Annotated in this window: 24 protein-coding genes; 10 read left to right on the forward strand and 14 right to left on the reverse strand. The window is 64.4% G+C overall.

Features of this window, described 5'->3' with window-relative positions; all coding sequences use genetic code 11:
- Positions 1-40: 40 nt before the first annotated feature.
- Positions 41-991 (reverse strand): LysR family transcriptional regulator, encoded by a 951-nt coding sequence (locus tag TZ03_RS02820; protein WP_051095639.1) that lies wholly within the window; start codon positions 989-991, stop codon positions 41-43.
- Between the two features lie 146 nt (positions 992-1,137).
- Here TZ03_RS02820 and TZ03_RS02825 point away from each other — a divergent pair, with 146 nt between their 5' ends.
- The 3 genes from TZ03_RS02825 to TZ03_RS02835 all read left to right on the forward strand — a co-directional run bounded on the left by TZ03_RS02825 (position 1,138) and on the right by TZ03_RS02835 (position 5,106).
- Complete coding sequence (locus tag TZ03_RS02825) at positions 1,138-2,313, forward strand: M20 aminoacylase family protein (protein WP_051095640.1); 1,176 nt, start codon at positions 1,138-1,140, stop codon at positions 2,311-2,313.
- 25 nt (positions 2,314-2,338) lie between these two features.
- Complete coding sequence (locus tag TZ03_RS02830; protein ID WP_051095641.1) at positions 2,339-3,655, forward strand: MFS transporter; 1,317 nt, start codon at positions 2,339-2,341, stop codon at positions 3,653-3,655.
- A gap of 104 nt (positions 3,656-3,759) precedes the next feature.
- On the forward strand, positions 3,760-5,106 hold the full coding sequence (locus TZ03_RS02835) for an OprD family porin (protein WP_051095642.1): 1,347 nt from the start codon (positions 3,760-3,762) through the stop codon (positions 5,104-5,106).
- Here TZ03_RS02835 and TZ03_RS02840 read toward each other — a convergent pair.
- Both TZ03_RS02840 and TZ03_RS02845 read right to left on the reverse strand, forming a co-directional pair.
- Complete coding sequence (locus TZ03_RS02840; protein ID WP_051095643.1) at positions 5,103-5,546, reverse strand: MerR family transcriptional regulator; 444 nt, start codon at positions 5,544-5,546, stop codon at positions 5,103-5,105. The genes TZ03_RS02835 and TZ03_RS02840 overlap by 4 nt on opposite strands.
- A gap of 89 nt (positions 5,547-5,635) precedes the next feature.
- Positions 5,636-6,523, reverse strand: a complete 888-nt coding sequence (locus TZ03_RS02845) for a LysR substrate-binding domain-containing protein (protein ID WP_051095644.1) — start codon at positions 6,521-6,523, stop codon at positions 5,636-5,638.
- A 196-nt stretch (positions 6,524-6,719) separates the two neighbouring features.
- On the opposite strand from TZ03_RS02845, the gene hcaE reads away from it, so the two are divergent.
- The 5 genes from hcaE to hcaD all read left to right on the forward strand — a co-directional run bounded on the left by hcaE (position 6,720) and on the right by hcaD (position 11,193).
- Positions 6,720-8,075 carry a 3-phenylpropionate/cinnamic acid dioxygenase subunit alpha gene (gene hcaE / locus TZ03_RS02850; RefSeq protein WP_051095645.1) on the forward strand — a complete coding sequence of 452 codons (1,356 nt, stop codon included), beginning with the start codon at positions 6,720-6,722 and terminating at the stop codon, positions 8,073-8,075.
- The gene (gene hcaF / locus TZ03_RS02855) at positions 8,072-8,632 is read left to right on the forward strand and encodes a 3-phenylpropionate/cinnamic acid dioxygenase subunit beta (RefSeq protein ID WP_051095646.1); all 561 of its coding nucleotides are present in this window, start codon (positions 8,072-8,074) and stop codon (positions 8,630-8,632) included. The genes hcaE and hcaF overlap by 4 nt, the downstream gene beginning before the upstream one ends.
- 214 nt (positions 8,633-8,846) lie before the next feature.
- Positions 8,847-9,167, forward strand: coding sequence for a 3-phenylpropionate/cinnamic acid dioxygenase ferredoxin subunit (gene hcaC, locus TZ03_RS02860; RefSeq protein WP_051095647.1), 321 nt, complete (start codon positions 8,847-8,849; stop codon positions 9,165-9,167).
- Complete coding sequence (gene hcaB, locus TZ03_RS02865; RefSeq protein WP_051095648.1) at positions 9,164-9,979, forward strand: 3-phenylpropionate-dihydrodiol/cinnamic acid-dihydrodiol dehydrogenase; 816 nt, start codon at positions 9,164-9,166, stop codon at positions 9,977-9,979. The genes hcaC and hcaB overlap by 4 nt, the downstream gene beginning before the upstream one ends.
- On the forward strand, positions 9,976-11,193 hold the full coding sequence (gene hcaD / locus TZ03_RS02870; RefSeq protein ID WP_051095649.1) for a 3-phenylpropionate/cinnamic acid dioxygenase ferredoxin--NAD(+) reductase subunit: 1,218 nt from the start codon (positions 9,976-9,978) through the stop codon (positions 11,191-11,193). Before hcaB ends, hcaD begins: the two co-directional genes overlap by 4 nt.
- 25 nt (positions 11,194-11,218) lie before the next feature.
- Here hcaD and TZ03_RS02875 read toward each other — a convergent pair whose 3' ends face one another.
- From TZ03_RS02875 to TZ03_RS02910, 8 genes are all read right to left on the reverse strand, one after another.
- Positions 11,219-12,490: an OprD family porin gene (locus TZ03_RS02875; protein ID WP_051095790.1), complete on the reverse strand. Its 1,272-nt coding sequence runs from the start codon at positions 12,488-12,490 to the stop codon at positions 11,219-11,221.
- Between the two features lie 82 nt (positions 12,491-12,572).
- Entirely contained in the window at positions 12,573-13,754 is a 1,182-nt protein-coding gene (gene mhpT / locus TZ03_RS02880; RefSeq protein ID WP_051095650.1) for a 3-(3-hydroxy-phenyl)propionate transporter MhpT, read from the reverse strand.
- A gap of 57 nt (positions 13,755-13,811) precedes the next feature.
- A complete protein-coding gene (gene mhpE / locus TZ03_RS02885; protein WP_051095651.1) occupies positions 13,812-14,822 on the reverse strand; it encodes a 4-hydroxy-2-oxovalerate aldolase in 1,011 nt (336 codons plus the stop codon).
- Positions 14,819-15,751: an acetaldehyde dehydrogenase (acetylating) gene (locus tag TZ03_RS02890; RefSeq protein ID WP_051095652.1), complete on the reverse strand. Its 933-nt coding sequence runs from the start codon at positions 15,749-15,751 to the stop codon at positions 14,819-14,821. Before TZ03_RS02890 ends, mhpE begins: the two co-directional genes overlap by 4 nt.
- A gap of 11 nt (positions 15,752-15,762) precedes the next feature.
- Positions 15,763-16,557, reverse strand: coding sequence for a 2-keto-4-pentenoate hydratase (mhpD, locus tag TZ03_RS02895; RefSeq protein WP_051095653.1), 795 nt, complete (start codon positions 16,555-16,557; stop codon positions 15,763-15,765).
- 15 nt (positions 16,558-16,572) lie between these two features.
- Positions 16,573-17,436 carry an alpha/beta fold hydrolase gene (locus tag TZ03_RS02900; RefSeq protein ID WP_177328425.1) on the reverse strand — a complete coding sequence of 288 codons (864 nt, stop codon included), beginning with the start codon at positions 17,434-17,436 and terminating at the stop codon, positions 16,573-16,575.
- A 17-nt stretch (positions 17,437-17,453) separates the two neighbouring features.
- Positions 17,454-18,398, reverse strand: coding sequence for a 3-carboxyethylcatechol 2,3-dioxygenase (mhpB, locus tag TZ03_RS02905; RefSeq protein WP_051095654.1), 945 nt, complete (start codon positions 18,396-18,398; stop codon positions 17,454-17,456).
- A gap of 1 nt (position 18,399) precedes the next feature.
- A complete protein-coding gene (locus TZ03_RS02910; RefSeq protein ID WP_051095655.1) occupies positions 18,400-20,073 on the reverse strand; it encodes a bifunctional 3-(3-hydroxy-phenyl)propionate/3-hydroxycinnamic acid hydroxylase in 1,674 nt (557 codons plus the stop codon).
- 317 nt (positions 20,074-20,390) lie between these two features.
- Between TZ03_RS02910 and TZ03_RS02915 the strand changes: the two genes are divergently transcribed.
- Positions 20,391-21,212 (forward strand): DNA-binding transcriptional regulator, encoded by an 822-nt coding sequence (locus TZ03_RS02915; protein ID WP_051095656.1) that lies wholly within the window; start codon positions 20,391-20,393, stop codon positions 21,210-21,212.
- 54 nt (positions 21,213-21,266) lie between these two features.
- On the opposite strand, the gene TZ03_RS02920 is transcribed toward TZ03_RS02915, so the two are convergent.
- Complete coding sequence (locus tag TZ03_RS02920; protein WP_051095657.1) at positions 21,267-22,541, reverse strand: glucarate dehydratase family protein; 1,275 nt, start codon at positions 22,539-22,541, stop codon at positions 21,267-21,269.
- The gene (locus tag TZ03_RS02925; protein ID WP_414860298.1) at positions 22,538-23,935 is read right to left on the reverse strand and encodes an MFS transporter; all 1,398 of its coding nucleotides are present in this window, start codon (positions 23,933-23,935) and stop codon (positions 22,538-22,540) included. The genes TZ03_RS02920 and TZ03_RS02925 overlap by 4 nt, the downstream gene beginning before the upstream one ends.
- Positions 23,936-24,037: 102 nt before the next feature.
- Here TZ03_RS02925 and TZ03_RS02930 point away from each other — a divergent pair, with 102 nt between their 5' ends.
- Positions 24,038-24,946, forward strand: coding sequence for a LysR family transcriptional regulator (locus TZ03_RS02930; protein WP_051095658.1), 909 nt, complete (start codon positions 24,038-24,040; stop codon positions 24,944-24,946).
- A gap of 39 nt (positions 24,947-24,985) precedes the next feature.
- Here the strand turns inward: TZ03_RS02930 and TZ03_RS02935 are convergent, their stop codons facing one another.
- Entirely contained in the window at positions 24,986-26,560 is a 1,575-nt protein-coding gene (locus tag TZ03_RS02935) for an aldehyde dehydrogenase (NADP(+)) (protein ID WP_051095659.1), read from the reverse strand.
- Positions 26,561-26,743: the final 183 nt, after the last annotated feature.

Here is a 26,743-nt window from a genome sequence, read left to right on the forward strand (position 1 = left end):
GCAGCGCTCGGCCTCGGGGCGTTAGCCACGGCCCGACCGCTCAGAAACTCAACCTGAGCATATCAGCCAAGCGCCGGTCATCAGCATCGCGCGAACGGCTGCAGGCTTTCAGCGCCTGCTCCAGGCAACGCACCAGGCACCGTGCCGCCGGGTCCAGGGCCTGGTCGCGCAAGTGGATCACGCTGATATCACCCGCCTCCAGCGGCTCGTCCAGGGTCAAGGCCTGTGCCTTGCTGCGCAGCGGCTCGCAGAGCAGCATCGGTGCGGGCGAATAGCCAAGCAGTCCACCATCGACGATCAGGCTGCTGAGCATCGCGCTGGACTGGGCACAAACGATGCGACCCGGTGCGATGCTCAAGCCGTGGCGGCCGAACAATTGGTGCATCAGCGCGTGCTGGCCAGCCTGGGTGAAGTTCATCACCCAGTCATGCTCCAGCAACTGGCCGAGCGAACGCGCGGCCTGCAAAGGATGGTCGATGCGCGCCAGCACCCGCATGGGGTAGTGCGCCAGCACCTGATGGCTGAATTCCTGCCCCGGCAGCCCACCCGCCGGCCCGAGGGCGAATTGCATCTGGCCACTGCGCAACAATGCCAGGCTGACCGCCTGCAAACCTTCATAGAGCTCCAGCTGGACGCTCGGCATTTCCTGGCGAAAGGCCCGCAACGCAGCGCCCAGCAAGGTCTGCCCGAACCACGGTGTGATCCCCACGCACAGGCGCGTCGGCGCCTCGCCGCGCAAGCTGGCCAGGTCACGCTGGGCCTTCTCCAACTGGCTGGCGATCTGCCGCGCGTGCGGCAACAGGGTCAGGCCGGCCGAGGTCAGGCGCGCGCCGCCAGCATGGCGGGCCAGCAAGGGTAGCCCTTGCTCTTCTTCCAGCTCGCGCAACGCACGGGTAATGGCGGCCTGGGACAGGTCCAGGGCCCGGGCGGCCGAACGGATGCCACCGTGGTCGGCCACGGCCATCAGGGCCTGTAGCTGATGCAGCTTCACGAAAAGTCTCCTGCCTGAACACCAAGGGTCGTCATGACAACATTTTTGCGGCTTATGCCCCGCTACCGCCGGCGCTAGGGTAGAGCACGAGGTCAAGGCCGCCAATGGGCAGTGCAGTGTCGCCTCACCGACCAGGAAAGAACAATATGCCTACACCCCGCATCGCCCCCGGCATCGCTGCCATCACCCCGGCCATGGTTGAACTGCGCCGGGCTATCCACCGCCAGCCTGAACTGGGCTTCGAAGAGTTCGCCACCAGCGCACGGGTGGTCAGCCACCTGCGCGAATGGGGCTACGACGTTCACCAGGGCATGGCCAGTACCGCCGTGGTTGCCACCTTGCGCAATGGCAAGGGCCCCACGCTCGGCCTGCGCGCAGAGCTGGATGCCTTGCCCATCGACGAACAGAGCGGGCAACCGTGGGCCAGCACGGTGCCGGGCAAGATGCACGCCTGCGGCCATGACGGGCATACCGCGATGCTGCTGGCCGCTGCCTGCGAACTGGCCCGCGAACGCCACTGGCAAGGCACCCTGCACTTGTTCTTCCAGCCCGCCGAGGAAGGCCATGGTGGTTCCGGAGCCAAGCGCATGCTCGATGAAGGCGTGTTCGAACGTTTTCCCTGCGACGCCGTTTACGCCCTGCACAACTCCCCCGGCATGCCCCTTGGCCAGTTCGGCGTGCTCGCCGGGCCACGCATGGCCTCCACCGACAACGTGACCATCGTCATCCACGGCAACGGCGGCCATGGCGCCATGCCGAACCGTGCGATCGACCCGGTAGTGGTCGGTGCCTCGCTGGTGCTGGCGCTGCAGACCATCGTCTCGCGCAACGTGCCGCCCAGCGAAACCGCGATCATCACCGTGGGCGCCTTTCTCGCCGGCGATGCCGCCAATGTCATCCCCGGCCGGGCCGAGCTGCGCCTGAGCGTACGTGCACTCGACGCCAACGTTCGCCACCTGCTGCGCCAGCGCATACAGGCCTTGGCCGAGCACCATGCGCAAAGCTACGGCGCCAGCGCCGAGGTGAGCTTTGGCGAAGGCTACCCGGTGCTGGTCAACACCCCGCAGGCTACCCAGCTGGCCGAGCAGGTCATACGTGACTGGCTTGGCGAAGAAGGCCTGGCAACGGGCCAGAAACCGATTTGCGCCAGCGACGACTTTGCCTTCTGGCTGGAGCAGGTGCCCGGCTGCTACCTGCTGATCGGCAATGGCGAAGGCAGCGGCAGCTGCGAAGTGCACAACCCCGGCTACGACTTCAACGACCTGGCACTGCCTCTGGGCGCGACCTTCTGGGTGCGACTGGCGCAGCGCTTCCTGGCCTGACGGCCACCGCAAGAGAGCAACAACGATGACAACAAAAACAACAGACTTCGCCATCGAAACCCCTGCCCCACACCCCAGCAAGCGCCGAGCGATCGCCGCGATCTGCGTGGGCAATGCCCTGGAGTTCTACGATTTCCTGGTCTACAGCCTGCTGGCCACGCTCATGGCCAGGCTGTTCTTTCCGTTCAGTGACCACCCGTTGATCCCCTTGATGCTGTCACTGGCCGTATTCGGCACCGGCTTTGTCATGCGCCCGCTAGGCGGCCTGGTGATCGGAATGTATGCCGACCGCGTGGGACGCAAGGCGGCCATGCGCCTGACCTTGTGGCTGATGGCGATCGGCTCGCTGATGTTCACCATCGCCCCCACCTACGCCCAGGCTGGCTTGATCGGCCCGGCAGTGGTGATCGTCGCCAGGCTCCTGCAGGGCTTTGCGGTCGGCGGGCAGATCGGCACTTCGACCACCATGCTGATGGAGTACGCCGACAACCACTCACGCGGCTATTACTGCAGTTGGCAGACCTTCAGCCAGAGCCTGGGTATCTGCCTGGGAGCACTGATGGTCACCCTGCTGAGCAACCTGCTCAGCCCGGCAGCCATGGACAGCTGGGGCTGGCGAGCGATCTTCGCCATGGGCATCCTGGCCATCCCGGTCAGCGAATACATCCGCCATCGCCTCGAGGAAACGCTCGCCCATCGCCACGTCACGGACAGCCGTGCACCCGTGTCGCAAGGCAAGCAACTGGCCTTGCTGCTGCAACACCCACGGCAGATGCTGGCGGGGGTGTTGCTGGTGATCGGCGCCACCGTGCCCATCTACACCATCCAGTTCTATCTCGCCAACCATGCCATTGGCGTGCTGGGCATGCCGCTGTCCAGTGGTACCTGGGCGGCAATCGTCGCTTGCCTGCCGCCGCTGCTGTTGTCGGCCCATGCCGGCCGCCTGAGTGACCGCATCGGCCGGCGCAAGGCGATCTTCTGGCCGTTGCCGCTGCTGTTGCTGGCGATCTACCCAGCCTTCCTGCTGCTCAACCAACACCCCGGCCTGCCGGTACTGCTGACGGTGGTGTTTTTGCTGAGCATCCCGCTGACCTACACCATCGTGCCCAATCTGGCGATCCTGCCGGAGCTGTTCCCCACCCGTATCCGCGCCAGCGGCATGTCACTGGCGTATTGCATCGGCGTGGCCCTGTTCGGCGGTTTCGCCCAACTGTTCGCCGCCGGGCTGGTCAGCCTGACCGGCAACATGAATGCGCCCGCGTTCTACATCATCGCAGCGATCCTGCTGTCGCTGGTCGGCCTGAAGCTGGCACCGGAAACCGCCGGCAAAGACCTCGACTGACCCCACCCGCTCACGGACGAGCCCTTCGCCTTCTTGCCATGTCCACGGGCCTTCTGCCCGGGGTACCTGGCTGCGCCCAGAACAAGAACAACAGGTGAACCTTCATGTTCCATCGCCATGCCACACTGCTCTGCACCGCCCTGCTGGCCACCGACGCCGTGGCTGATAGCCAGGGCCTGATCGAGGGCAGCCAACTGGAGCTGCGCAACCGCAACTTCTATTTCAACCGCGACTTTCGCAACGGCGCCAGCAATGGCCAGGGCGACAATGCTGCCCGCCCCGCCGACGCGCGCAAGGGGTACCGCGAGGAATGGGCCCACGGCGTGATGCTCGGCCTCACCTCAGGGTTCACCCAGGGCCCCCTGGGCCTGGGGCTCGATGCCCATGCCCAGATCGGCCTGAAGCTCGACAGCGGCCCAGGGCGTACCGGCACCCTCCTGCTGCCCGTCAGCCATAACCGCCAGCGCAATGCCGAAGTGGCCGATGACTATAGCCATGCAGGCGCGGCGCTCAAGGTTCGCGCGCTCGGTAGCGAATTGAAATGGGGCGAGATGCGCACCTCGACCCCGGTGTTCACCACCGCCGACAGCCGCCTGCTGCCGGAAATGGCCACCGGCTTTTATTTGCGTAACGATGCTGTGCCAGACCTGCAGCTCGAAGCGGGCCACTTCACCGCCTATCGGGATTTCACGTCGAGCAACGCAGACGACAGCCTGCGCACCCGCTACTCCGACGTCGAAGTACGCAGCCTGGATTTCGTCGGTGCCACCTACCAGGTCAACGAAACGCTGAGCGTCAAGTTGTTCCACGCCCGCGCCGAGGACAACTGGCTGCAGAACTACCTCAACATCAACCAGGATGTGCCGTTCTCATCGGCCAGCGGCCTGAACTTCGACCTGCACCTGTATCGCACCGACGACACTGGCCGCGCCCTTTCCGGCCAGGTGGACAACACCAGCTGGAGCCTGGCTGGCGCCTGGAGGCAGGGTGCCCACCGTGTCACCCTGGCCTACCAGCAGATCGACGGCGACACGCCCTTCGACTATGTCGGCGGCCTGTCCATCGACCTGGCCAACTCGGTACAGATCTCCGACTTCAATGCCCCCGGCATGAAATCCCGTCAGGCACGCTACGACCTCAACTTCGCAGGGTACGGTATCCCCGGCCTGAACTTCATGACCCGCTACGTCACCGGCAGCGAGGCCAGCGACCAGCACTGGCGACCGGGCCGACGCTATGCCGGTGGGGCGCTATCGAGCTATGGTCTGTATGACGGCGCCAAATGGCATGAGCTGGACCTCGAATTGCGCTACGTGGTGCAGCAAGGCCCAGCCCGCGACCTCTCCATACGCACCCGCGTGGCCACCTATCGTGGCAACCACGAGGCGCAGGTCGACCTGCCAGACATCAACGAAGTACGCCTGATCGTCGAGTATCCGCTGAAGTTCTAGAAATGCGCTTTTGCGGCGTTCGCCTTGTTCAAGGCGATCTCTTCGCGCAACCGGTCAAGCACCCGCTGGGAGTTGTCAGCGCACGGCATGCCCTCGGGCTTGCTTTCAATGCCCTCGATCACCATCAGCAACTGCTCCTTGTTGCGCGCCAGACGCTGTTGCAGTGCTTCGATTTCCTCGACCTTGCGTTTCAGGCCAAACAGCAGTTCGTCATGCCGCCAACCGTTCGCACTCACAGGCAACAGATTGCGGATCTCCTCCAGGGAAAACCCTGCCGCCTGGGCGCTGGTGATCATCTCCAGCATCCACACGGCATCCTCTGAATAATCACGGTAGCCATTGGCCTTGCGCTCGACCGACTGGATCAGCCCACTCGCCTCGTAGAAACGGATGCGCGAAGGCGCCAGGCCGGTGAGCTTGGCCAGCTCTCCTATTCTCATTGAAGCACCTTCCAAATATGATTTGACCTTAAAGCCTACTTTAACTTTAAAGTCGTTTGGCGGCCAAGGAGTACCGACGCGCTTACCGCTCAGTCAAGCAAGCCGCGCACCAACTCGAGCAGATGCCGAGCCGCAGGTGTGATAGCGCTGACTTCGCTAACGCTCACCACCAGTAGCTCGCTTTCAGGTGCGTCATCAGGAAGGCGTCGAGCAATGACATTCTTGGGCATGAAGTTTTCCGCATAGGCTGGCAACAAGGTATAGCCCAAGCCAGCTGCCACCAGGTTGATGCTCATCAGCGGATTGGACGACGGATAGACATGCCCGACCGTCACCCCGTGACGCACCAGGTAGTGCGCCAGCGCATCGTGAATCGCGCGCCCATAACCTGGGTCGATGTTGATGGCAGGCAAGTTATCCAGGTGCATGGGCAAGACGCAATCGACTGCGGCCAGGCTGTGCCCTTGTGGCAGGAACACCCGAAACGGCTCAACCAACACCACTTCACTGCGCAGGTTGGCTGCGCGCACGGGGCCGCGCATGAAGCCCAGATCGATCTCGCCACGCGACAAGGCCACCTCTTGCTCTTCGGAGGTCAGGCTGCGCAGGACGATATCCACTTCGGGAAACGACACGCGAAATACCGGCAGCACGCTGGGGAAAATACGCACTTCGGCGGCGGGCACGAAGCCGATGGTGATGCACTCGCGCGCCTGAGAGGCCGCCTTGGCGGCACGCGCCACGGCCGCTTCCACATGGGTGAGGATCTGTCGAGCTTCGTCAAGGAACACCACACCGGCGGCCGTCAACTCGACCTTGCGCCGCGTGCGGGTAAGCAGCGAAAAGCCGATTTCCAGCTCCAGGTTGCGTATCTGCTCGCTCAACGAGGGCTGCGAGGTATACAACCGGCCTGCTGCGCGGGTGAAGTTCAGCTCTTCCGCCACGGCGACGAAATAGCGCAGATGCCGCAGTTCCACTTTAGCCTCCCAAGGTCGAGCGCAAAGCCAAGGTTCGCCTGCACGGCGATACCATTGATAGGTTTAACCGATCGATAGATCCAAAGAAAGTATTTTTTGATTCGGGCCAGCTCCCCTAGATTTAGCGCATCTGTTGGCGCCAACAGCACATTCGACAAAAAACGAACCCTCCTAGTGAGCGGTGAGGAGAATAAGAGTGGCTATCACCCCAGAACAGATCGCGACGCTGGTTGACGCCCGCAACGGTCGTATCCGCCCTGCCATATACACCGACCCGGCGCTCTACGAGCTGGAGCTCGAACGCATCTTCGGCCGTACCTGGCTGTTCCTTTGCCATGTCAGCCAAATCCCCAAGCCTGGTGACTTCTTCAATACCTACATGGGCGAAGACCCCATCGTGGTCGTGCGCCAGAAAGACCGCTCGATCAATGCCTTCCTCAACCAATGCCGCCATCGCTCGATGCGCGTTTCCTATGCCGACTCGGGCAACACCAAGGCGTTCACCTGCCCCTACCACGGCTGGAGCTACGGCACTGACGGCGAGTTGATCGATGTGCCGCAGGAGCCGCGTGCCTATCCACAGGGCCTATGCAAGAAAAAATGGGGCCTGCAACCGGTGACCCGCGTACGCGAGTACAAGGGCCTGGTGTTCGGCAATTGGGACGCCGATGCGCCGGAGCTCGAAGACTACATGGGCGATATTGCCTGGTACCTGGATGGCGTGCTCGACCGCCGCGAAGGCGGCACCGAGATCATCGGCGGCGTGCAGAAGTGGACCATCGACTGCAACTGGAAACTCCCTGCCGAGCAGTTCGCCTCCGACCAATACCACGCGCTCTATTCACATGCCTCTGCCGTACAGGTGCTGGGGCAGGCGCCTGGCGACAGCGAAAAGGCCCTCGGCTCCGGCCAAACCGCCCGCCCGGTATGGGAAACCGCCAAGGATGCGGTCCAGTATGGTCAGCGCGGCCATGGCAGCGGTTTCTTCTTCACCGAAAAGCCTGACGCCAACGTCTGGGTCGACGGCGAAGTCTCACGTTACTTCCGCGACACCTTCGAAGAGGCCAAGGCACGCCTGGGCGAGATCCGTGCGCTGCGCCTGGCGGGCCACAACAACATGTTCCCGACGCTGAGTTGGCTCAATGGCACCGCAACCATCCGCGTGTGGCACCCACGCGGGCCGAACCAGGTCGAGGTCTGGAACTTCTGTATCGCCGATGCTGCCGCCCCGGATGAGGTCAAGGCCGCCTTCGAGCGCAGTGAAACCCGGGCGTTCGGCCCGGCCGGCTTCCTCGAACAAGACGACTCGGAAAACTGGACCGAAATCCAGAAGGTCCTGCGCGGCAAACGTGCGCGCAACACGACCCTATGCATGGAAATGGGCCTGGGCAATGAAAAGCTGCGTGAGGACATGCCTGGCATCACCAACTACATCTTCAGCGAAACCGCCGCGCGCGGCTTGTACCAGTACTGGGCCGACCAGCTGTTGTCCGCGTCCTGGGACGAAGTGACCTGCCGCAGCGAAGCCTATGAGCAGGAGTTGCTGAAATGAACAGTGCCGTTATCCACGACCCGCTCGCGCCCAGCACGCAACCGATCGTCGATGCCCAGACGCACCACGAGATTGCCGACTTCATTTTCCAGGAAGCCGAGCTGCTGGATGACTGGCGTTTTCGCGACTGGCTGATCGTCATTGCCCAGGACATCAACTACAGCATGCGCACCGGCGCCAACGCACAAACCCGTGATCGACGGCGCAAGGTCGGCCCACCCACCACCTGGATCTTCAACGACAACTGGCACCAGCTGGAACGGCGCGTCGCGCGCCTGGAGACCGGCATGGCCTGGGCCGAAGAGCCACCCAGCCGGACCCGACACTTCGTCAGCAACCTGCGCATCCGCCCGACCGAAGACGGCCAGGGTTTCGAGGTACGCAGCAACTACCTGCTGCACCGTTCGCAGAAAGAAAAAGACAACGTGAGCTACTACGGCATGCGCATCGACCGCCTGCGCCGGGTAGATAACGGCTTCGGCTTCGAGATCTATTACCGCGACATCGCCCTCGACCAAGTCGTGATCACCTCGCACAACCTCAGCGTGCTGTTCTGAAACGCAGGGCCTCTACCCGCACGCTAATGCCAGTCAGTTAAGCGATTTGGGCCGCTGTGCGGCCCATCGCCGGCAAGCCGGCTCCCACAGTTGAGGGCTGCGCTGTACCTGTGGGAGCCGGCTTGCCGGCGATGGGCTGCACAGCAGCCCCAATAACGCTAACCAGCTGCCATTGGCCCGCTTCTCAAACCACCCTGGAAAATCGGTGTCCCTAATGACCACTATCAACGTCTGTGAAACCCACGCGCTCGCCGATGGCGAAGCCGTGAAAGTACAAGCCCCCGACCGCCTGATCGCCGTGTTCAACGTCGGCGGCGAGTTCTATGCCCTGGACGACCGTTGCAGCCACGGCAACGCGTCCATGTCCGAAGGCTACGTCGAGGACGATGCCACCGTCGAATGCCCCCTGCATGCCGCACGCTTCTGCCTCAAGAGCGGTGCGGCGCTGTGCCAGCCGGCCACCGAACCGCTGCGCACCTACCCGGTTAGCGTCATCGACGACATGATCCATGTGCTGTTGGAGGACGCGGCATGAGCGGTTGGCTGCAAGATGAAGTGGTACTGATCACCGGCGCCGGCTCAGGCCTGGGCCTGGCGTTGGTCGAGCGCTTCCTGGCCGAAGGGGCGAAGCTCGCCGTGCTGGAACGCTCCGCGGAAAAATGCGCGATGTTGCGGGAGAGCTTCCCTAATGAGGTCGTGGTGACCGAGGGCGATGTGTGCAGCAGCGCGGACAACCAACGTGCGGTGGACGCCGCCGTGACACGTTTTGGCAAGCTCGATTGCTTCGTCGGCAACGCAGGCGTGTGGGACCACGGCGTGCGCCTGCTCGACACCGACGCAGACAAACTAGCGCAGGGCTTCGACGAGCTGTTCGCGATCAACGTCAAGGGCTACCTGCTGGGTGCCAAGGCAGCCGCCAGCGAGCTGGTCAAGTCATGCGGCAGCATGATCTTCACCTTGAGCAATTCAGCGTTCTACCCCGAGGGTGGCGGCCCGCTGTACACCGCCAGCAAGCATGCGGCGGTCGGGCTGATCCGTGAGCTGGCCTTCGAGCTGGCGCCAAAGGTGCGAGTCAACGGCGTCGGCCCCTGTGGCATGAACACCGATCTGCGCGGCCCAACCGCACTGGGCCAGCAGGACACCCGCATCATGGATTCACGCTCGCCGGACGCGATCAAGGCGATCTTGCCGCTGCAATTTTTCCCGGATGCCAGCGAGTTCACCGGGCCATTCGTCCTGCTGGCCTCGCGCCAGAACAACCAGACCTTGAGCGGGGTAATGATCAACGCTGACGCCGGGCTGGGCATCCGCGGCATCCGCAATGTCGCCGGAGGGCTCGCGCTATGACCGTCCGCGTCGTGATCATCGGCGCCGGCCAGGCTGGCGCCAACGCAGCGATGGCGTTGCGCCGCCAGGGCCATACCGGGCCTCTCGTGCTGGTTGGCGATGAAGTGCATGCGCCTTATGAGCGCCCGCCGCTGTCCAAGGAAGCGTTGCTGCAACCAGACCAGGCCAGGCTTGCCCTGTATACCCCGGAGCAGTTCGCCGAACAGGGCATTGCACTGAAGCTCGGCATCCGCGCCATTGCCATCGACAGCCAGGCCAGCACCGTCACGCTGGCCAATGGCGAGACCCTGGCCTACGACAAGCTGCTGCTGACCATCGGCGCGCAACCCCGGCACCTGCCCATGCTGGACGCCCTGGGCGACCGGGCGCATGTGCTGCGCACCGTCGAGGATGCCCAGCGCATCAAAGCCCAGGCTCAAGCTGGCAAGCGGGCCATCCTGGTCGGTGCCGGGGTGATCGGGCTGGAGCTTGCCTCAAGCTTGACCGAATTGGGGGTGCAGGTGGACGTCGTCGACCCGGCAAGGCGCGCCATGCTGCGCAACTCGCCAGAGCTGATCGGCCGCTTTTTGCAGGACACCCATGAGGCCCGTGGTGTCACCTTCCACTTCAATACCGGCGTCAGCGCTGCCGAGCGTAGCGGCGACCGCGTACTGCTTACCCTGGAAAACGGCACGCAACTGCTGGGCGACCTGCTGGTCTATGGTATCGGCGTATGCGTGGACGATACGCTGGCCAAGGCCGCCGGCCTACGCATGGAGCAGGGGGCGATCGTGGTCGACGAGCACTGCCGTACCTCGCAGCCGAACATCTATGCGGCTGGCGACGCGGTGCTGCAGATTGCCGCCAACGGCCAACACCGGCGCATCGAAAGCTGGGAAAACGCCAACCTGCAAGCCTCGGCGGCGGTGGGCGATATCCTCCAACAAAGTGTTGCACCGTACCCGGTGCCGTGGTTCTGGACCGACCAATGTGGCTATAACGTGCAGTTCGCCGGCGACATGACCGCACCGCAGTGGTTGCTGCGCGGCGAGCCCGGCAAGGCGCCGTTCATGTTGTTCGGCCTGGAGGAAGGTGCTGTCGTCGGCGCGGTCACGGTCAACGCCGGCAAGGATATGCGCCCAGCCAAGGAACTGATCGCCAGGCGCGCGCAGGTGGATGAAGCAACGCTATGCGACCCGGGCGTCGCCCTGCGCCAGTTGGCAAAGGCGTCCTGAATCAGGACGCCCTGCCACGCAAAGCTCACCAGAGCCGAATGGTGTAGTCCACGTTGACCCTCAGCTCGTTATCATCCCGGTGCGTCGCGCCGGGCAGGAAATCGTTCCGATACCAGGCGTGGCGCAGGCGCAGCGCCACGCCTTTGAAGGTGCCCTGCTGCACGGTGTACGACAGCTCGACATCCTTCTCGCTCTCGCTCAGCCCCCCGCCCCCGAAGCGCGCCAGCTCGATATTGTCACCGCGCACATAGCGCAGCATGCCCTTGAGCCCCGGCACGCCGAACGGGGCGAAGTCCTGGTCGAACTTGACCTGCCAGCTGCGCTCCTTGGGGTTGATGAATTCGGAGCTGAGCGTGCCTTCGGTGATCACCAGCGGCTCGGTGCCGTACAGGTACGGCATCGCGGTGTCGCCATCCAGCCGCATGTAGCCGACCCCCAAGCTGTGGCTGGCCCAGGCATAGGTGAGCATCAACGCGGTGTTGCGGTTGTCGACCGGGCCGGCCTTGGCAGCGCCGTCCTCACCGGTGACGAACAGGCGGAAATCGCTCTTCAGGCGGCCCGTCCCCAGCTTGCGCTCATCGACGAAACCGAAGTAGTCCTTGCGGTACAGCTGGTCCAGCTCGGCGTGGTAGTAGCGCAGGGTCAAGGCATCGGACCAGGCGTAGTCGCCACCGAGAAAGGTGAAACGATCGGAAGTAGCGGCGCCGTTGAAACGGCCGTTGGGCGCGGCGACGCTCATTTTCTGGTAGTCGGTGGAGTCGCGCAGGTTGATGCGGTCGAGCCAACCGGCGTGCAAGCTCAGGCGCTCGATATCGCTGGAACGCAGATAAGCGCCGCGGAACGTCTGCGGCAGCAGCCGGGTCGGGCTGGCGAAGGCGATCGGCAGGAAGGTGCTGATGGTGCCGCCTTGCAGCTCGCTGCGTGAAATGCGCATCTTGCCGGTCAGGCCCAGCTCGGAATAGTTGTCGGCGGGTTCGCGGGTGGCCGGGTCGAAGGGCAGCAGCCCGGTGCCGACCCGGTCAGGCGAGGAATCGAGCTTGACGCCGAGCATGCCCTTGGCATCCAGGCCGAAGCCGATCGGCCCTTCGGTGAAGCCGGAGGTGACATTGAGGATGAAACCCTGGGCCCATTCGCGGGCGGCCGCCTGCGGTGTCTGGCCCACGTAGTTACGGTCGAAGTAGTAGTTGCGCAGCACCAGCTCGGCATGGCTGTCGTCGACGAAGCCAGCGGCGTGGGACAGGTTGGCGCAGAGCAGGCCGATGGCCAGGGCCAGGCAGGTTTTTGGGGCCTTGTGCATGGTCACTTCACTTTCTTGTAGTTGTAGGGTGCCCTGCCGCGTGAGCAGCAGGGGAGCAAGCAAGGTTTGACGGCGGGCGGGATCAGGCCGGGCGACGGCCGATCAGGCGGAACAGCGCCAGGGCGGCGATCACCACCCCCGGAGCCGAAGCCATCAGCACCCCGGCAGAACCGGCACCGAGGGCAAGCATCTGCCCGGCCACCAGCGGGCCGCTCATGGCCCCCAGGCGCCCGATCGCCACCGCTGCGCCAACGCCGGTGGCACGCACGCGGGCCGGGTAGAAGTGCGGCGCCAGGGCATACAGCACGCCCTGCCCGCCAGTGGCGAAGAAGCCGGCGAAGAAACCGGCGACGAGCATCGTCGCCAGCGAGTTGGCCAGCCCCAGGCCCGCCAAGGCGGCGAGCAGGCCGACGTACACCAAGGCGGCGGTTACCCCGGCTGGCAGACGCTCGAGCATCTGGCCGAGGATCAACGTGCCGATGGCCGCGCCGATCTGCAGGGCGAACATCACCCAGCTGGCGTCATGGCTGCTGAAGCCCTGCCCTACCAGCAGGCTCGGCAGCCAGTTGATCAGTATGTACACCACCATCAGGGTGAAGAAGTAGCTCAGCCACAGCAGCCAGGTGGCGCGTTGGCCGAACAGCTCGCGACGCAGGCTCGGCGCATCCTCGGCCTGGCCAGTGGCGCGGAACTGGCCCGATTCGGGCAGGTAGGCCACCAGCAGCGGCAGGATCAGCAGCGGCCCGGCGCCACCGACATGGAACACCGTTTGCCACTCGCCGCTGTAGCCGGCGATGCCGATACCGGCGGCGATCGCCGCGCCCAACGGCACGCCGCAGTACATCAAGCTGACCGCGCTACCACGCAGGCGCTGGCCGGCGGCTTCGCTGCACAGGGCGATCAGGTTGGGCAGTGCGGCACCCAGCCCCACGCCGGTGAACAGGCGCGCCAGCAGCAGGCTGGGCAGGCTCCAGGCATGGGCCGTGGCCAGGGAGAACAGGCCGAACAGCGCCACCGAGCCGATCAGGATGCGCTTGCGACCGAAGCGGTCGGCCAGCCAGCCGCCGACCAAGGCACCGGGCAGCAGGCCGAGAATGCCGGCGCTGAAGACCCAGCCCATTTGCAGCTTGCCCAGGCCAAAGGCACTGGCCATGCCCGGGGCGGCGATGCCGGCAGCTTGCAGGTCAAGGCCTTCGAGCAGGGCGACGAGGAAACATAGGCCGATGGTGACGGCCACGCGAGGCGGGTTGTTGGCGGAAGTCATGAATCACCCATTTTGTTTTTGTGTTGGGTTGGGGGCGCTGTGCGCCCCATTCGCGGGTCAGCGCTTGAGCAGGTCCAGTGCCACGTCCACGATCATGTCTTCCTGACCACCGACCATGCGTCGCTTGCCCAGCTCGACGAGGATGTCCACCGCCTTGATGCCGTAGCGCGCAGCAGCCACCTCGGCATGGCGCAGGAAGCTCGAGTAGACCCCGGCATAGCCCAACGCCAGGGTTTCCCGGTCTACCCGCACCGGCCGGTCCTGCAGCGGCCGCACCAGGTCGTCGGCGGCATCCATCAGCGCATACAGGTCGGTGCCGTGGTTCCAGCCCAGCTTGTCGGCGGCTGCGATGAACACTTCCAGCGGCGCGTTGCCGGCACCGGCACCCATGCCGGCAAGGCTGGCGTCGATGCGGTCGCAGCCCTCCTCCACCGCGGCGATGGAGTTGGCCACGCCCAGGCTGAGATTGTGGTGGGCATGAATGCCGGTGTGGGTGGCCGGGTCGAGCACGGCCTTCACCGCCCGGAAACGCGCACGGATATCGTCCATGTTCATCGCTCCGCCAGAGTCCACCACGTAGATGCAGGTGGCGCCGTAGCCCTCCATCAGCTTGGCCTGTTGCGCCAGCCCTTCAGGCGATTGCATGTGGCTCATCATCAGGAAGCCGACCGTGTCCATGCCCAGCTCACGGGCATACTCGATGTGCTGGCGCGAGACGTCCGCCTCGGTGCAATGGGTGGCCACGCGGACGATGCGGGCACCGGCGTCGTAGGCGTTCTTCAGGTCGTGGATAGTGCCGATCCCTGGCAGCAGCAGCGTGGCGATCTTGGCGTGGCTGACCGCGTCGGCGGCTGCTTCGATCCATTCGAGGTCGGTGTGGGCACCGAAGCCGTAGTTGAAACTGGAGCCCTGCAAACCATCGCCATGGGCGATCTCGATGGAGTCCACCTTGGCCCGGTCCAGTGCCGTGGCGATGGCGTGCACGTCATCCAGCGAATACTGGTGGCGGATGGCGTGCATGCCATCGCGCAGGGTCACATCGGATATGTAGAGTTTCTTGCCGTTCATGCCGAGGCCTCCATTGCTTGCGCCATACGCTCGGCGGTAGCCAGCGCGGCAGAGGTCATGATGTCGAGATTGCCGGCGTAGGCCGGCAGGTAATGGGCGGCGCCTTCGACTTCCAGGAACACCGAGGTCTTCAGCCCGGTGAAGGTCCCCTGCCCCGGCAGCTTGAGGTCGCGCACTTCTTCGAACTGCACCTGCTGCTTGAGGCGGTAGCCCGGCACGTAGGCCTGCACCGCAGCGGCCATTTCCTCGATGCTCGCCGCCACCTGCCGCTGGTCGGCGGCCTCGCTCAGCACGTACACCGTGTCGCGCATCATAAGCGGCGGCTCGGCTGGGTTCATGATGATGATCGCCTTGCCCTTGGTCGCGCCGCCGATCACTTCGATGGCCTTGCTGGTGGTCTCGGTGAATTCGTCGATGTTGGCGCGGGTGCCGGGGCCGGCGGACTTCGAAGCGATCGAAGCAACGATCTCGGCATAGTGCACCTTGGCCACACGCGATACCGCCGCGACCATCGGGATGGTGGCCTGGCCGCCGCAGGTGACCATGTTGACGTTGGTCGCCTGCAGGTGCTGCTCCAGATTGACCACGGGCACGCAGTACGGGCCGATGGCTGCCGGGGTCAGGTCAATGATGCGCAGGTCGGCCTTGTGCTGGCGCAGGAAGGCGTCGTTCTTCACGTGGGCACCGGCGCTGGTGGCATCGAAGACGAAATCGATGTCCTTGAACACCGGCAGGCGGGTCAGGCCCTCCACCCCTTCGTGGGTGGTGGCCACGCCCAGGCGGGCCGCCCGGGCCAGGCCGTCAGAGGCCGGGTCGATGCCGACCATCGCCGCCATTTCCAGGTGTTTGGCATTGCGCAGGATCTTGATCATCAAGTCGGTGCCGATGTTGCCGGAACCGATGATGGCGACTTTGCGTTTCTGGCTCATGTTGTTCTCCGTCACTCGCCGCTGAAGGTCACGCCGACACGGCCCAGGCCGTCGATTTCGGCTTCGAAATGGTCGCCCGGCGCCACCGCCACCATCGGCCCGAGGGCACCGGTGAGGATGATGTCGCCGGCCCGCAGTGGCTCGCCCAGGCGCGCCATGGTCCGGGCCAGCCACACCGCGGCATTGAGCGGGTGGCCCAGGCACTCGGCGCCAGTGCCACTGGACACCAGCTCACCGTTGCGGGTCATGCGCATGGCCGCGCCACGCAGGTCCAGGTCGTGCAGCTGGCGCGCCGGGCCGCCGAGCACGAAGCAGCCACTGGAAGCGTTGTCGGCCACGGTATCGGCGAAACGGATGTTCCAGCCCTGCACGCGGCTGCCGACGATCTCCAGTGCCGGCAGCACATGGCCGGTGGCGGCGATCACATCGGCGAAGGTGGTCTGTGCGCTGGGCAGATCATGAGCCAGCACCAGGGCGATCTCGGCCTCGATCTTCGGCTGCATGACGCTGGCATACGGCACGCTTTCGTTGTCGCCGTAGCACATGTCGGCAAACAGGCTGCCGAAGTCCGGCTGATCGACACCCAGTTGCGCCTGCACCTTGGGGTTGGTCAGGCCGATCTTGCGGCCCACCAGGCGGCGGCCTTCGGCCAGGGCGTGGGCAACGTTCAGACGCTGGATGGCATAGGCCGCCTCGGCGTTTTCCGCGCCGATGGCATCACGCAACGGGGCGATGGCCTCACCCTGCTGTTGGGCGCGGCGCAGGTCGGCGGCCAGGCGCTCGAGGGTTTTCGAATCGATGGTCATGGGATGTACCTCAAATCAGTGCTGGAGGAAGTCCAGCACCAGGCGGTTGAACGTGTCGGCGTGTTCCCACTGCGCCCAGTGGCCGCAGTTGTTGAACACGTGCAGCTCGGAATTGGCGATACCGGCGATCAGGCGCAGGCCGACATCCATCGGCACGAAGCGGTCGTTGCGGCCCCAAACCACCAGGGTCTTGGCCTTGATCTCGCCCAGGCGCGCGCCGAAATCGGGGAACTGCTTGGGGTTGGCGGCCAGGCTGGCGACGAAGTTCTCCAGGTGATCGCGGCGGCTGAGCATGTTGTCCAGGCGGGTCTGGAACAGCTCCTCGGTGAGGTCGCTCGGGTCGTAGACGAAGACGTTCATCATCTTCTTCAGGTTGTCGATGGTCGGCTCGCGGTACAGGCCGTTGATCAGCTTGATGCCTTCGGTGGGCATCGGCACGAACGGGCTGGCGCCACCGGTGCCACCGCCCATCAGCACCAGTTTGCCGACGCGCTCGGGGTAGCTCAGGGTGAAGGCCACGGCGCTGTGGCCGCCCATGGAGTTGCCGAGGATGTGCACGCGCTCCAGGCCCAGTACGTCGAGCAGGCCCTTGAGCGCGGTGGCGTTGAGGTCCGAGCGCGAGCCACGGTTGACGATCGGGTCGCTCTTGCTCCAGCCCGGGCAGTCCATCAGCACCACGCGGTAACCGGCAGCCAGCAGCGGCTCGATGTTACGGTTGAAGTTGGCCCAGCCACTGGCACCCGGGCCTGAGCCGTGCAGCATGACCACGGTCTCGGCGCCTTCGCCGAGGTCGTTGTAGTGCAGTTGCAGGTCGAGTTCGCCTTCACGGATGCGGGCGAAACGGCTGCTGGCGGCTTCACTGAGAGAGATGTTGGTCATGATGGTTCCTCCGTTCATCAGGTAAGGGAATGGGCGCTGAGCGAGCCGAAGCCGGCGATCCACTCCGGGATCGGCCGGTAGTAGCGCTCGCTGGCCTGGTAGTCGCCGAACGCAGAGAGCGCAGCGAAGGCCGCTACCCAGGTCTTGACCTCGTGGGTCGACTTGCCGGCCAGCGCCGACAGCTCGGCATTGGCCATGGCGTCGAGCTCGCCGAAACGGCGTTGCTCCAGCAGGTCGAGGAAGTGCTTGTCCCAGGTCGGGTTGAGCGGATGCAAGGTGTGCTGGTCGCGCACGAAACCTTCGGCGGCGCTGATCACACGCTGCTGCCGGGCCTGGCGTTCGTTGGCCGGCAGGTCGCGGCCGCTGCCCATCAGGCGATCGGCCATGCGTGCATCGACATGGGCCAGCTCCGGTACCGGCGGCTGGTGCGACAAGCCGCCGGAGCCGAGAAACAGCACGCGCTTGCCGGTGTTGCGGGCAAAACGCCCAATGGCCTCGCCAAGCAGGCGGGCGCGGGCGAAGCCTGGCAGTGGTACCGCCACGCTGTTGATGAATACCGGGATCACCGGCTTTTGCGCCAGGCCACCGAGCAGGAACTCCAGCGGCTGGGCAAAACCATGGTCGACCTGCATGCGGTAGGACACGGCGGCGTCCACCCCAGCTGCCAACACCGCGTCGGCACAGGCCTCGGCGATGTCGCGCGGTACGTCGAGCGGGCCGGCGGCGCTCTGGAAATCACCGATGGCGGTGGCTCCCATGCCGATGCAGAAGGCCGGCATGACGTCATAGAAGAAGCCGTTGTAGTGGTCCGGGGCGAACAGGAACACCAGGTCCGGGTCGAACGCGGCGATGCGCGCACGGGCGGCGCCGATCACCTCATCCACTTCGGCCAGCACGGCTTGCTCCGGATCGACGTAACCCACCAACGGGGTATGCGACAGGCAATGCAGATAAGCGCTCATCTCAAGCCACCTTGGACGCCAGTGGCGCCTGTTGGCCAGCCTGAGGCTGGGCGGCCAATGCGCGCAGCAAGACGTCGCTGGCCTGGCCGATGGTCTGTGGAATGGCCACCGCGCCGACGAAACGATCTGGGCGCAGTAGCGCGATCGATACCGGGTAGCGGCCGAACCACTCCTTCAGGCGACCAGTGCAGTCACCCACGCGAACGACCCCGTCCGGCACTTCACGCCCAGCCTTGAGCTGGACTTCCGGTAGCACCTGGATGAAGCAGGCACCCAGCGCACGCCAGGCCTGCACCTGGGCGCTGCTCAAGCCCCATAGCGGATCGTTGCCCCAGGCGATGAAGGCGAAGTTGCTGCCGATCACGTCATCCAACAGGCGGATGTCACCCGACTCGGTGAGTACCTTGGGCTGGATGAACATGCGCCCGACCGGCGAGGCCTTGTTCTTGCTGCCCGGCTCGGTCACCAGTGCACCTTTGGTGTACTGCGGCATGGGCTTGAAGCGCATTTCCAGGAAGTAGCGCTTGACCGCAGGCAGGTAGTTCAGCATCCAGGAAATGCCGTCACGCAAGGTACCTTGCCAGCGCTTGGGCGGCGCCAGCACGTGGCCAGCCAGCACCGACAAATCGATCATCGCCTTGGCATGGTCGCGGCGTTCCTGCTCGTAGGTGTCGAGCAGCGCTTCGCCTGCCAGGCCCTTGACCACCAGGGCCAGCTTCCAGCCGAGGTTGCTGGCGTCACGCATGCCACTGTTGTAGCCCTGGCCCTGCCACACCGGCATGATGTGCGCAGCGTCGCCGGCCAGCAGCACCCGCTTGACCCGGAACTGGCTCGCCAGGCGGGCGTTGTGGGTGTACACGCGCTTGCGGATCAGCTCGACGCGGTCCGGGTCCGGCAGCACCTTGGCCAGCAGCTTGCGCATGTTCTCGGGCTTGCCCAGCTGTTCTTCGGTCTCACCCGGCATCACCATGAACTCGAAGCGGCGCACGCCGTGCGGCAGCGCCGCCGACACATACGGCCGCACCGGATCGCAGCACAGGTAGACGTTGGGGGTGCCCAGCGGGTCGTTGGCGATGTCGATGACGATCCACTGGTTGGGGGCGGTCTTGCCTTCGAAGGCAATGTCCAGGGTGCGGCGGATCAGGCTGTTGCCGCCGTCGCATGCCACCAGGTAGCGGGCACGCACGCTTTCCTGGCAGCCTTCCGGGCCATTCATGCGCAGGCTGACGCCCTGCTCGTCCTGCTGGAACTCCACCACATCGCGAGAAAACAGCGTGCGCACATTGGCAAAACGCGCCAGCCCCCGGTGTAGCACAGCATCGACCTGTGGCTGGATGAAGGCATTGCGGCGTGACCAGCCAAACTCGTCGGTGGTGGGCTGGATATCGGCGAAGCAGCGGCCCTTGGGCGTCAGGAAGCGCATCGCGTGCCAAGGTGTGGTGTGCGGCAGTACCTGCTCGACCAGGCCGATGGCCTGCACGGTCCGCAGCGACTCGTCGTCGATGCCGATGGCGCGCGGGTAGTCGATCAGCTGGTCGAGCTTCTCGATCTGCAGCACCTGCACCCCAGCCTGGCCGAGATAGTTGGCGATGGCCAGCCCTACCGGGCCGGCACCGATGATCACTACGTCTGCGGTGTAGTCGGCCTGAAAATGATCTGGATGCGGCTTGTTCATTGTTGTAATCCTCGACACTGCCCCACGGCGTCCCCGGCATATTCCAGGCAAGCCGCGACCGTCCTCGCGCAGGCAGGCGCAAGAGGGATGAAGGGGCGTTTTGACTGGTACGGGGTCTAGCGGAATGTCACTACGCTTCGAAGGAGGAAGGCGCAGGCAATGGATAGGGACAGCAGGCAGGCATGGCGCATGTTGTATTCCCCTGTCAGGGCATTTGTAGTTGTTGCGGCGAGTATAGAAATGATGCCGATTGCCCTACAATGAAAAACCGCCTTGCTGTGCACCAAGTGCACATCATTGTTTTATAAGGATTTTTCTTGAATTTTGACCGAGATTCCGAGTATAAGACCGTACGCGGGCTGAGCCGTGGCCTGGCCCTGCTCAACGCCCTCAACCGTCTGGACGGGGGTGCCAGCCCGACGCGCCTGGCCGAAATCACCGGCCTGCATCGCACGACCGTTCGGCGCCTGCTCGAGACCTTGCAGGACGAAGGCTACGTGCGCCGCAGCGAATCCGACGACAGCTTCCGCCTGGCCCTCAAGGTGCGTGAGCTGAGCGAAGGGTTTCGCGACGAACAGTGGATCTCCGCCATCGCCGCACCGTTGCTCGGTGACCTGTTGCAGCGCGTGGTGTGGCCGACCGATATCTGCACGCTGGACGTGGACGAGATGGTGGTGCGCGAGACGACGCACCGGTTCAGCCGCCTGTCGTTCCACCGTTCGATGGTCGGACGTCGCCTGCCGGTGCTGCAAACGGCAACCGGGCTGGCCTACCTGGCATTCTGCGGCGAGGCGGAACGTGAGCAGATCCTGGCGCTGCTGGCCACCCGCGACGAGCCCGAATGCCACCTGGCCCGCGACCGCCTGGCGCTGGACAATATCCTGCGCAAGGCACGCCATCGTGGTTACGGCGAGAACTACATGGGTTGGAACCGGGAAGCCAACATCGCCTCCATTGCGGTGCCCCTGTACGACCATGACAGCCAACGACTACTGGGCTGTGTCAGCCTTATCTACATCGCCAAGGCCATGAGCATCGAACTGGCCGCCGAGCGCTACCTGCCAGCGCTGCAGGCCTTTGCCCAGCAAGTCAGGCAAAACCTCGGCAGCGACCATTCATCGCCGCCGGGGCTGTCGTGACGGGGCTATCGTGACGGGCTCGCGGGCAACAAAACTGCTCTTACCCGTTTCGGCTCAGAAGCGCGGCTTGACGACTTTCCAATCCGGCCGGTAGCGCTGCATCTGCTTGACGTCGTCACGCTGGCGAATTCCGCAACTGAGGTATTGGTCATGCAGCTTGCCCAGTTGGTCGTGATCCAGTTCTACACCCAGCCCCGGCGCGCGGGTGATCTGTACGCACCCGTCGACGATCGGCAATTTACCCCCCTTGATCACCTCTTCGTCCGGCTCCTGCCAGGGGTAGTGCGTGTCGCAGGCGTAGTCGAGGTTGGGCACGGCGGCAGCCACATGCGCCATGGCCATCAGGCTGATACCCAGGTGCGAGTTGGAGTGCATGGACACGCCCAAACCGAACGTCTCGCACATCTTCGCCAGTACCTGAGTATCGCGCAGCCCCCCCCAGTAATGGTGGTCGGCCAGGACGATCTGCACGCTGTTCTGGCGAATGCTGCGGCGCAATTCGTCGAAATCGGTGACGACCATGTTGGTTGCCAGCGGCAGGCCAGTGCGCTTATGCAATTCGGCCATGCCCTCCAACCCCGGGGTAGGGTCTTCGTAATACTGCAGGTCGTCAGCCAGCAGTTCAGCCATGTGAATGGCAGTTTCCAGCGACCAGTTACCATTGGGGTCGATGCGCAGCGGCACGCCCGGGAACGCCTTCTTCAATGCCTTGATGCACGACACCTCGTGCCCCGGCTCCAGTGCGCCCGCCTTGAGCTTGATGCTCTTGAAGCCATAGGTTTCGATCATGCGACGGGCCTGGGCGACGATTTGCGCTTCGCTGATCGCCTCGCCCCAGTCGTCCGGCTCATAGGGCGAATCGATGTGCCTGGCGTACTTGAAGAACAAGTACGCACTGAACGGAATGCGGTCGCGGATCGCGCCACCGAGCAGGTCCACCACTGGCACATTCAGCGAGCGCGCCTGCAGGTCGAGAAACGCCACTTCGAACGCCGAATAGGCGTTGCTCACCGCCTTGCTGGCATGGGAGCCAGGCGCCAGTTCGGCACCGGCCAGGCTCGCCGGCCGATGCGCAGCCACCGTGGCCTGGACGATGGCCCGCAGTTGGTTGAGGTTGAACGGGTCGAGCCCGATCAGTTGCTGCTGCACCGCTTGCTGGATGGCCAGTGCCGGGGCATCGCCATAGCTTTCGCCCAGGCCGATGTAACCGGTGTCGCTCTCGACCTCGATGATCGAGCGCAGTGCATAGGGTTCATGAATACCGCTGGCATTGAGCAGCGGCGGATCGCGAAAAGCGATGGGGGTGACGGTTACGCGGACAACTTTCAAGAGGCAGCTCCCTGTAGACCAGAACGCGTGGCGTGATGATGGGATGACACTTCGCAAGAGTCGTGGGCTGCGGGCCTCACGGTCGGCAAACCGTGACCGCCGCGCGGTGTGGTACGGGCGAAGAACACGGCGGCCGCGGCCAGCAGCGAAGTCGCGGCCAGGCCATAGAGCCCGCCCTCGATGGAGCCAGTGGTCTGTTCCAGAAAACCGAAGGCAGTCGGCGCCACGAACCCGCCCAGGTTGCCGATGGAGTTGATCAAGGCAATGACCGCAGCCGCGATACGCGCATCGAGGTAGCCTTGGGGAATGGGCCAGAACAAGGCCGACGCAGCCTTGAAGCCAATGGCGGCGAAGCAGATGGCAACGAAGGCGAATACCGCCCCGCCGGTGGTCGACATGAACATGCCGACCGCGGCGATCACCAGCATCAGCGCGACCCAGGCCTGTTGGCGCTTCCATTTGCTGGCCATGGCGGCGAAGGCATACATCGCGATGATGGAAATCAACCAGGGAATCGCGTTGAACAGGCCGACCTCGAAGTCGCTCAGGCTGCCCATTTTCCTGATCATGCTCGGCAACCAGAAGGTCGCGCCATAGATGGTCAGGGCGATGGAGAAGTAGATGAAACAGAACAGCGCGATCTGCTTGTCCACCAGCAACCTGAAGATCGAGGGACGGCAGACCTGATTCGCCTCGCGGGCTCGCTGCTCCAGTTCGATGGCCGAGACCAGTGCGTCCTGTTCGACCTTGCTGAGCCACCGGGCCTGGCGAGGGTGCGACTGCAACCAGAACCAGACGAAACCACAGAGCGCGATAGAGGCAAAGCCTTCGATCAGGAACATCCACTGCCAGCCATGCAGGCTCAGCCCGTCGATATGCAACAGTGCGCCCGACACCGGCCCGGAGATCACCGAAGCGATAGCCGACCCGCTGAGAAAAATGGCCATGGCCTTGCCACGCTCGGCAGCCGGCAACCATTGCGTGAAGTAGTAGATGATGCCCGGGAAAAAGCCGGCTTCGGCCGCCCCGAGGATGAAGCGCAGCACGTAGAAACTGGTTTCGCCCTTCACGAATGCCATGGCCATGGCCGCTGCGCCCCAGGTGAACATGATGCGCGTCAGCCATGCACGGGCGCCATAGCGCTGCAACAGCATGTTCGATGGCACTTCGAAGATGGCGTAGCCAATGAAGAACAGCCCGGCGCCCAGGCCATAGGCCGCCGCGCCGATACCCAGGTCGGTTTCCAGATGGCTACGCACGAAGCCGATATTGACCCGGTCGATGTAGTTGACGATGAACATGATGACGAACAACGGCAGCACATGGCGCTTGACTTTGGTGGCCGCGCGGGCAAGTGCGGCGGGGTCTGGCGAGGCGTGTAAGGTCTTCAACATTGACTCCCGTTCATTGTTTTTTTAGGGACGACGAATGATGGACGCCCGGTATTATTACTGTCTAATCTAACCTGGCATAGGATTGATACCCGGATTGGATCAATGTTCGAACTTACCCAACTGCGCTGCTTCACCACCGTGGCCACCGAGCTTAATTTCCGCCGGGCAGCGGAACGCTTGAACATGACTCAACCGCCGCTCAGCCGGCAGATCCAGCTACTGGAGCATGCATTGGGCGTCGAGCTATTCACCCGCACCACGCGCACGGTTGCCCTTACCGCCGCCGGCCGGGCGTTCTTCATCGAGGCGCAGAACCTGCTGGAGCGTGCCCAGCAGGCCGCAGCCAGCGCCAGGCGTTATGCCGAAGGCGATATCGGTACGGTGAACGTCAGTTTCGTGGGCAGCGCGGTATATGAGTTCCTACCCAAGGTCATTGCCGAGGCCCGCCTCAAGCAACCGCAGGTGAAGATCAATCTGTCCGAGATGAACACCTATCAGCAGCACGAAGCCCTGCGTGCCCGACGCATCGATCTGGGCATCGTGCGGGCGCCGTTCATGGAGCCGGGCTATGTCAACGAATGCCTGGTGCGCGAGCCGTTCGTGCTGGCCGTACACAGCAGCCATCGGCTCGCCAGCGCTGATGTAGTTTCGATTCAGGACCTGGATGCCCAGCCGTTTCTGATGTACGCCCATTCCGCGTACCCGCCGTTCAACGAGCTGCTCACCGGCAGGCTACGCTCAGCGCGTGTCGCACCTGAGTTCGTGCAATGGCTAGGGTCGTCCCTGACCATCCTGGCACTGGTCAACGCGTCCATGGGGCTAGCCCTGGTACCACGATGTGCCAGCAGTGTGGCGTTCAAGCATGTGGTGTTTCGCGAGATCGACCTGGGTGAAGGCGTGGTGAGCGAACTGTATCTGAGCTGGCACCAGGACAACGACAACCCGGCATTCGCCATGTTGCTCCAAGGCATTCGCCGTGCGGCGCGGCAGGGGTGGGCCACAGACGCCTGATCCCCCGCCGCAACCGCGTCACGCTCGTTGGCGCTGGCCTCAGCTCAGCGCGTCGCGGCTGTGCTTACCGTCGACCAGGCGTTGCAGGCCCAACGGGTTGGCGTTTTTCAGGGCGTCCGGCAACAGCGCGTCCGGGTAGTCCTGGTAGCACACCGGCCGCAGGAAGCGGTCGATGGCCAAGGTGCCAACCGACGTGCCGCGGGCATCGGAGGTGGCCGGGTATGGTCCACCGTGCACCATCGCATCGCACACCTCGACCCCGGTCGGGTAGCCGTTGACCAGCAGACGCCCGGCCTTGCGTTGCAGCACGGGCACCAGTGCGGCGAAACGCTGGAAATCCTCCGGTTCGGCGATCAAGGTGGCAGTCAACTGCCCATGCAGGGCTTCCAGTGCACGGCGCAGTTCGGCCTCATCAGTCACTTCGACGACCACGGTGGTTGGGCCGAAGACTTCTTCCTGGAGCAGTTCGTCACCATTGAGCAGCAGGCTCACGTCGGCCTGGAACAGCTGCGCCTGGGCCTGGTCGCCGGCCTGGTCGACCCCGGCCAGATGACGCACACCGGGGTGCTGATGCAGACGCTGCACGCCATTGGCATAGCTACGCAGGGTGCCAGCGTTGAGCATGGTCTGGCCAGCCTGGTCGGCCAGGTGCGCGCCAAGGGAGGCGACGAAGGCGCTGAACGACTCGCCAGCGATACCGATGACCAGGCCTGGGTTGGTGCAGAATTGCCCGACCCCCAACACCACCGAGGCGGCCAGTTCCTTGGCCACCTGCCCACCCCGGGCCTGCAGTGCCCCTGGTAGTAGCACGACCGGGTTGATGCTGCTCATTTCGGCGAACACCGGAATCGGTTGCGCACGCGCCGCAGCCAAATCGCACAAGGCACGGCCGCCCTTGAGCGAGCCGGTAAAGCCCACCGCCTGGATCGCCGGGTGGCGCACCAGTGCTTCGCCGACGCCTGCGCCATAGATCATGTTGAACACGCCAGCTGGCATGCCAGTAGCCACGACCGCTCGCTCGATCGCCTCGGCTACCTGCTCGGCGCTGGCCATGTGGCCACTGTGCGCCTTGACCACTACCGGGCAACCGGCGGCCAGAGCGGCAGCGGTGTCGCCACCGGCGGTGGAGAATGCCAGCGGGAAGTTGCTGGCGCCAAACACTGCCACCGGGCCGACGCCGGTGCGGAACTGGCGCAGGTCCGGGCGCGGCAACGGCTGACGCTGGGGCTGCGCACGGTCGATGCGCGCGCCCAGGTAATCGCCACGACGCAGCAGTTGGGCGAACAGGCGCATCTGGTTGCTGGTACGGCTACGTTCGCCCTGGATGCGCCCAACGGGCAGCGCGGTTTCGCGGCACACAATGGCGACGAAGGCATCGTCCAGCGCGTCCAGCTGGTCGGCAATAGCATTCAGGAACTGCGCCCGGCGCTCCGGCGCCAAGCCATTGTATTCAGCGAATGCCGCCTCGGCGGCCACCGCCGCAGCGGCCACCTCTTCAGGGGTGGCCTGGACAAAGGCCACGGGTAGGGCTTCGCCGGTACGTGCGTCGAGGCTCTGCAGGCGCACGCTACCGGCCGCGCGACGCTGGCCGCCAATGAAGTTGCTTCCAGACATGGTTGACTCCTGTAACGAAGAAAGAAGGCTCAGAGGCTAATGCCGGTCAGTTAAGCCATTTGGGGCCGCTGTGCGGCCCATCGCCGGCAAGCCAGCTCCCACAGGGACTGCGCAAAGCTTGAGATCTGCGCGGTCCCTGTGGGAGCTGGCTTGCCGGCGATGGGCTGCAAAGCAGCCCCAATG

It is taken from the genome of Pseudomonas sp. 10-1B, from assembly GCF_000935045.1.
In the GTDB taxonomy this organism is placed as follows: domain Bacteria; phylum Pseudomonadota; class Gammaproteobacteria; order Pseudomonadales; family Pseudomonadaceae; genus Aquipseudomonas.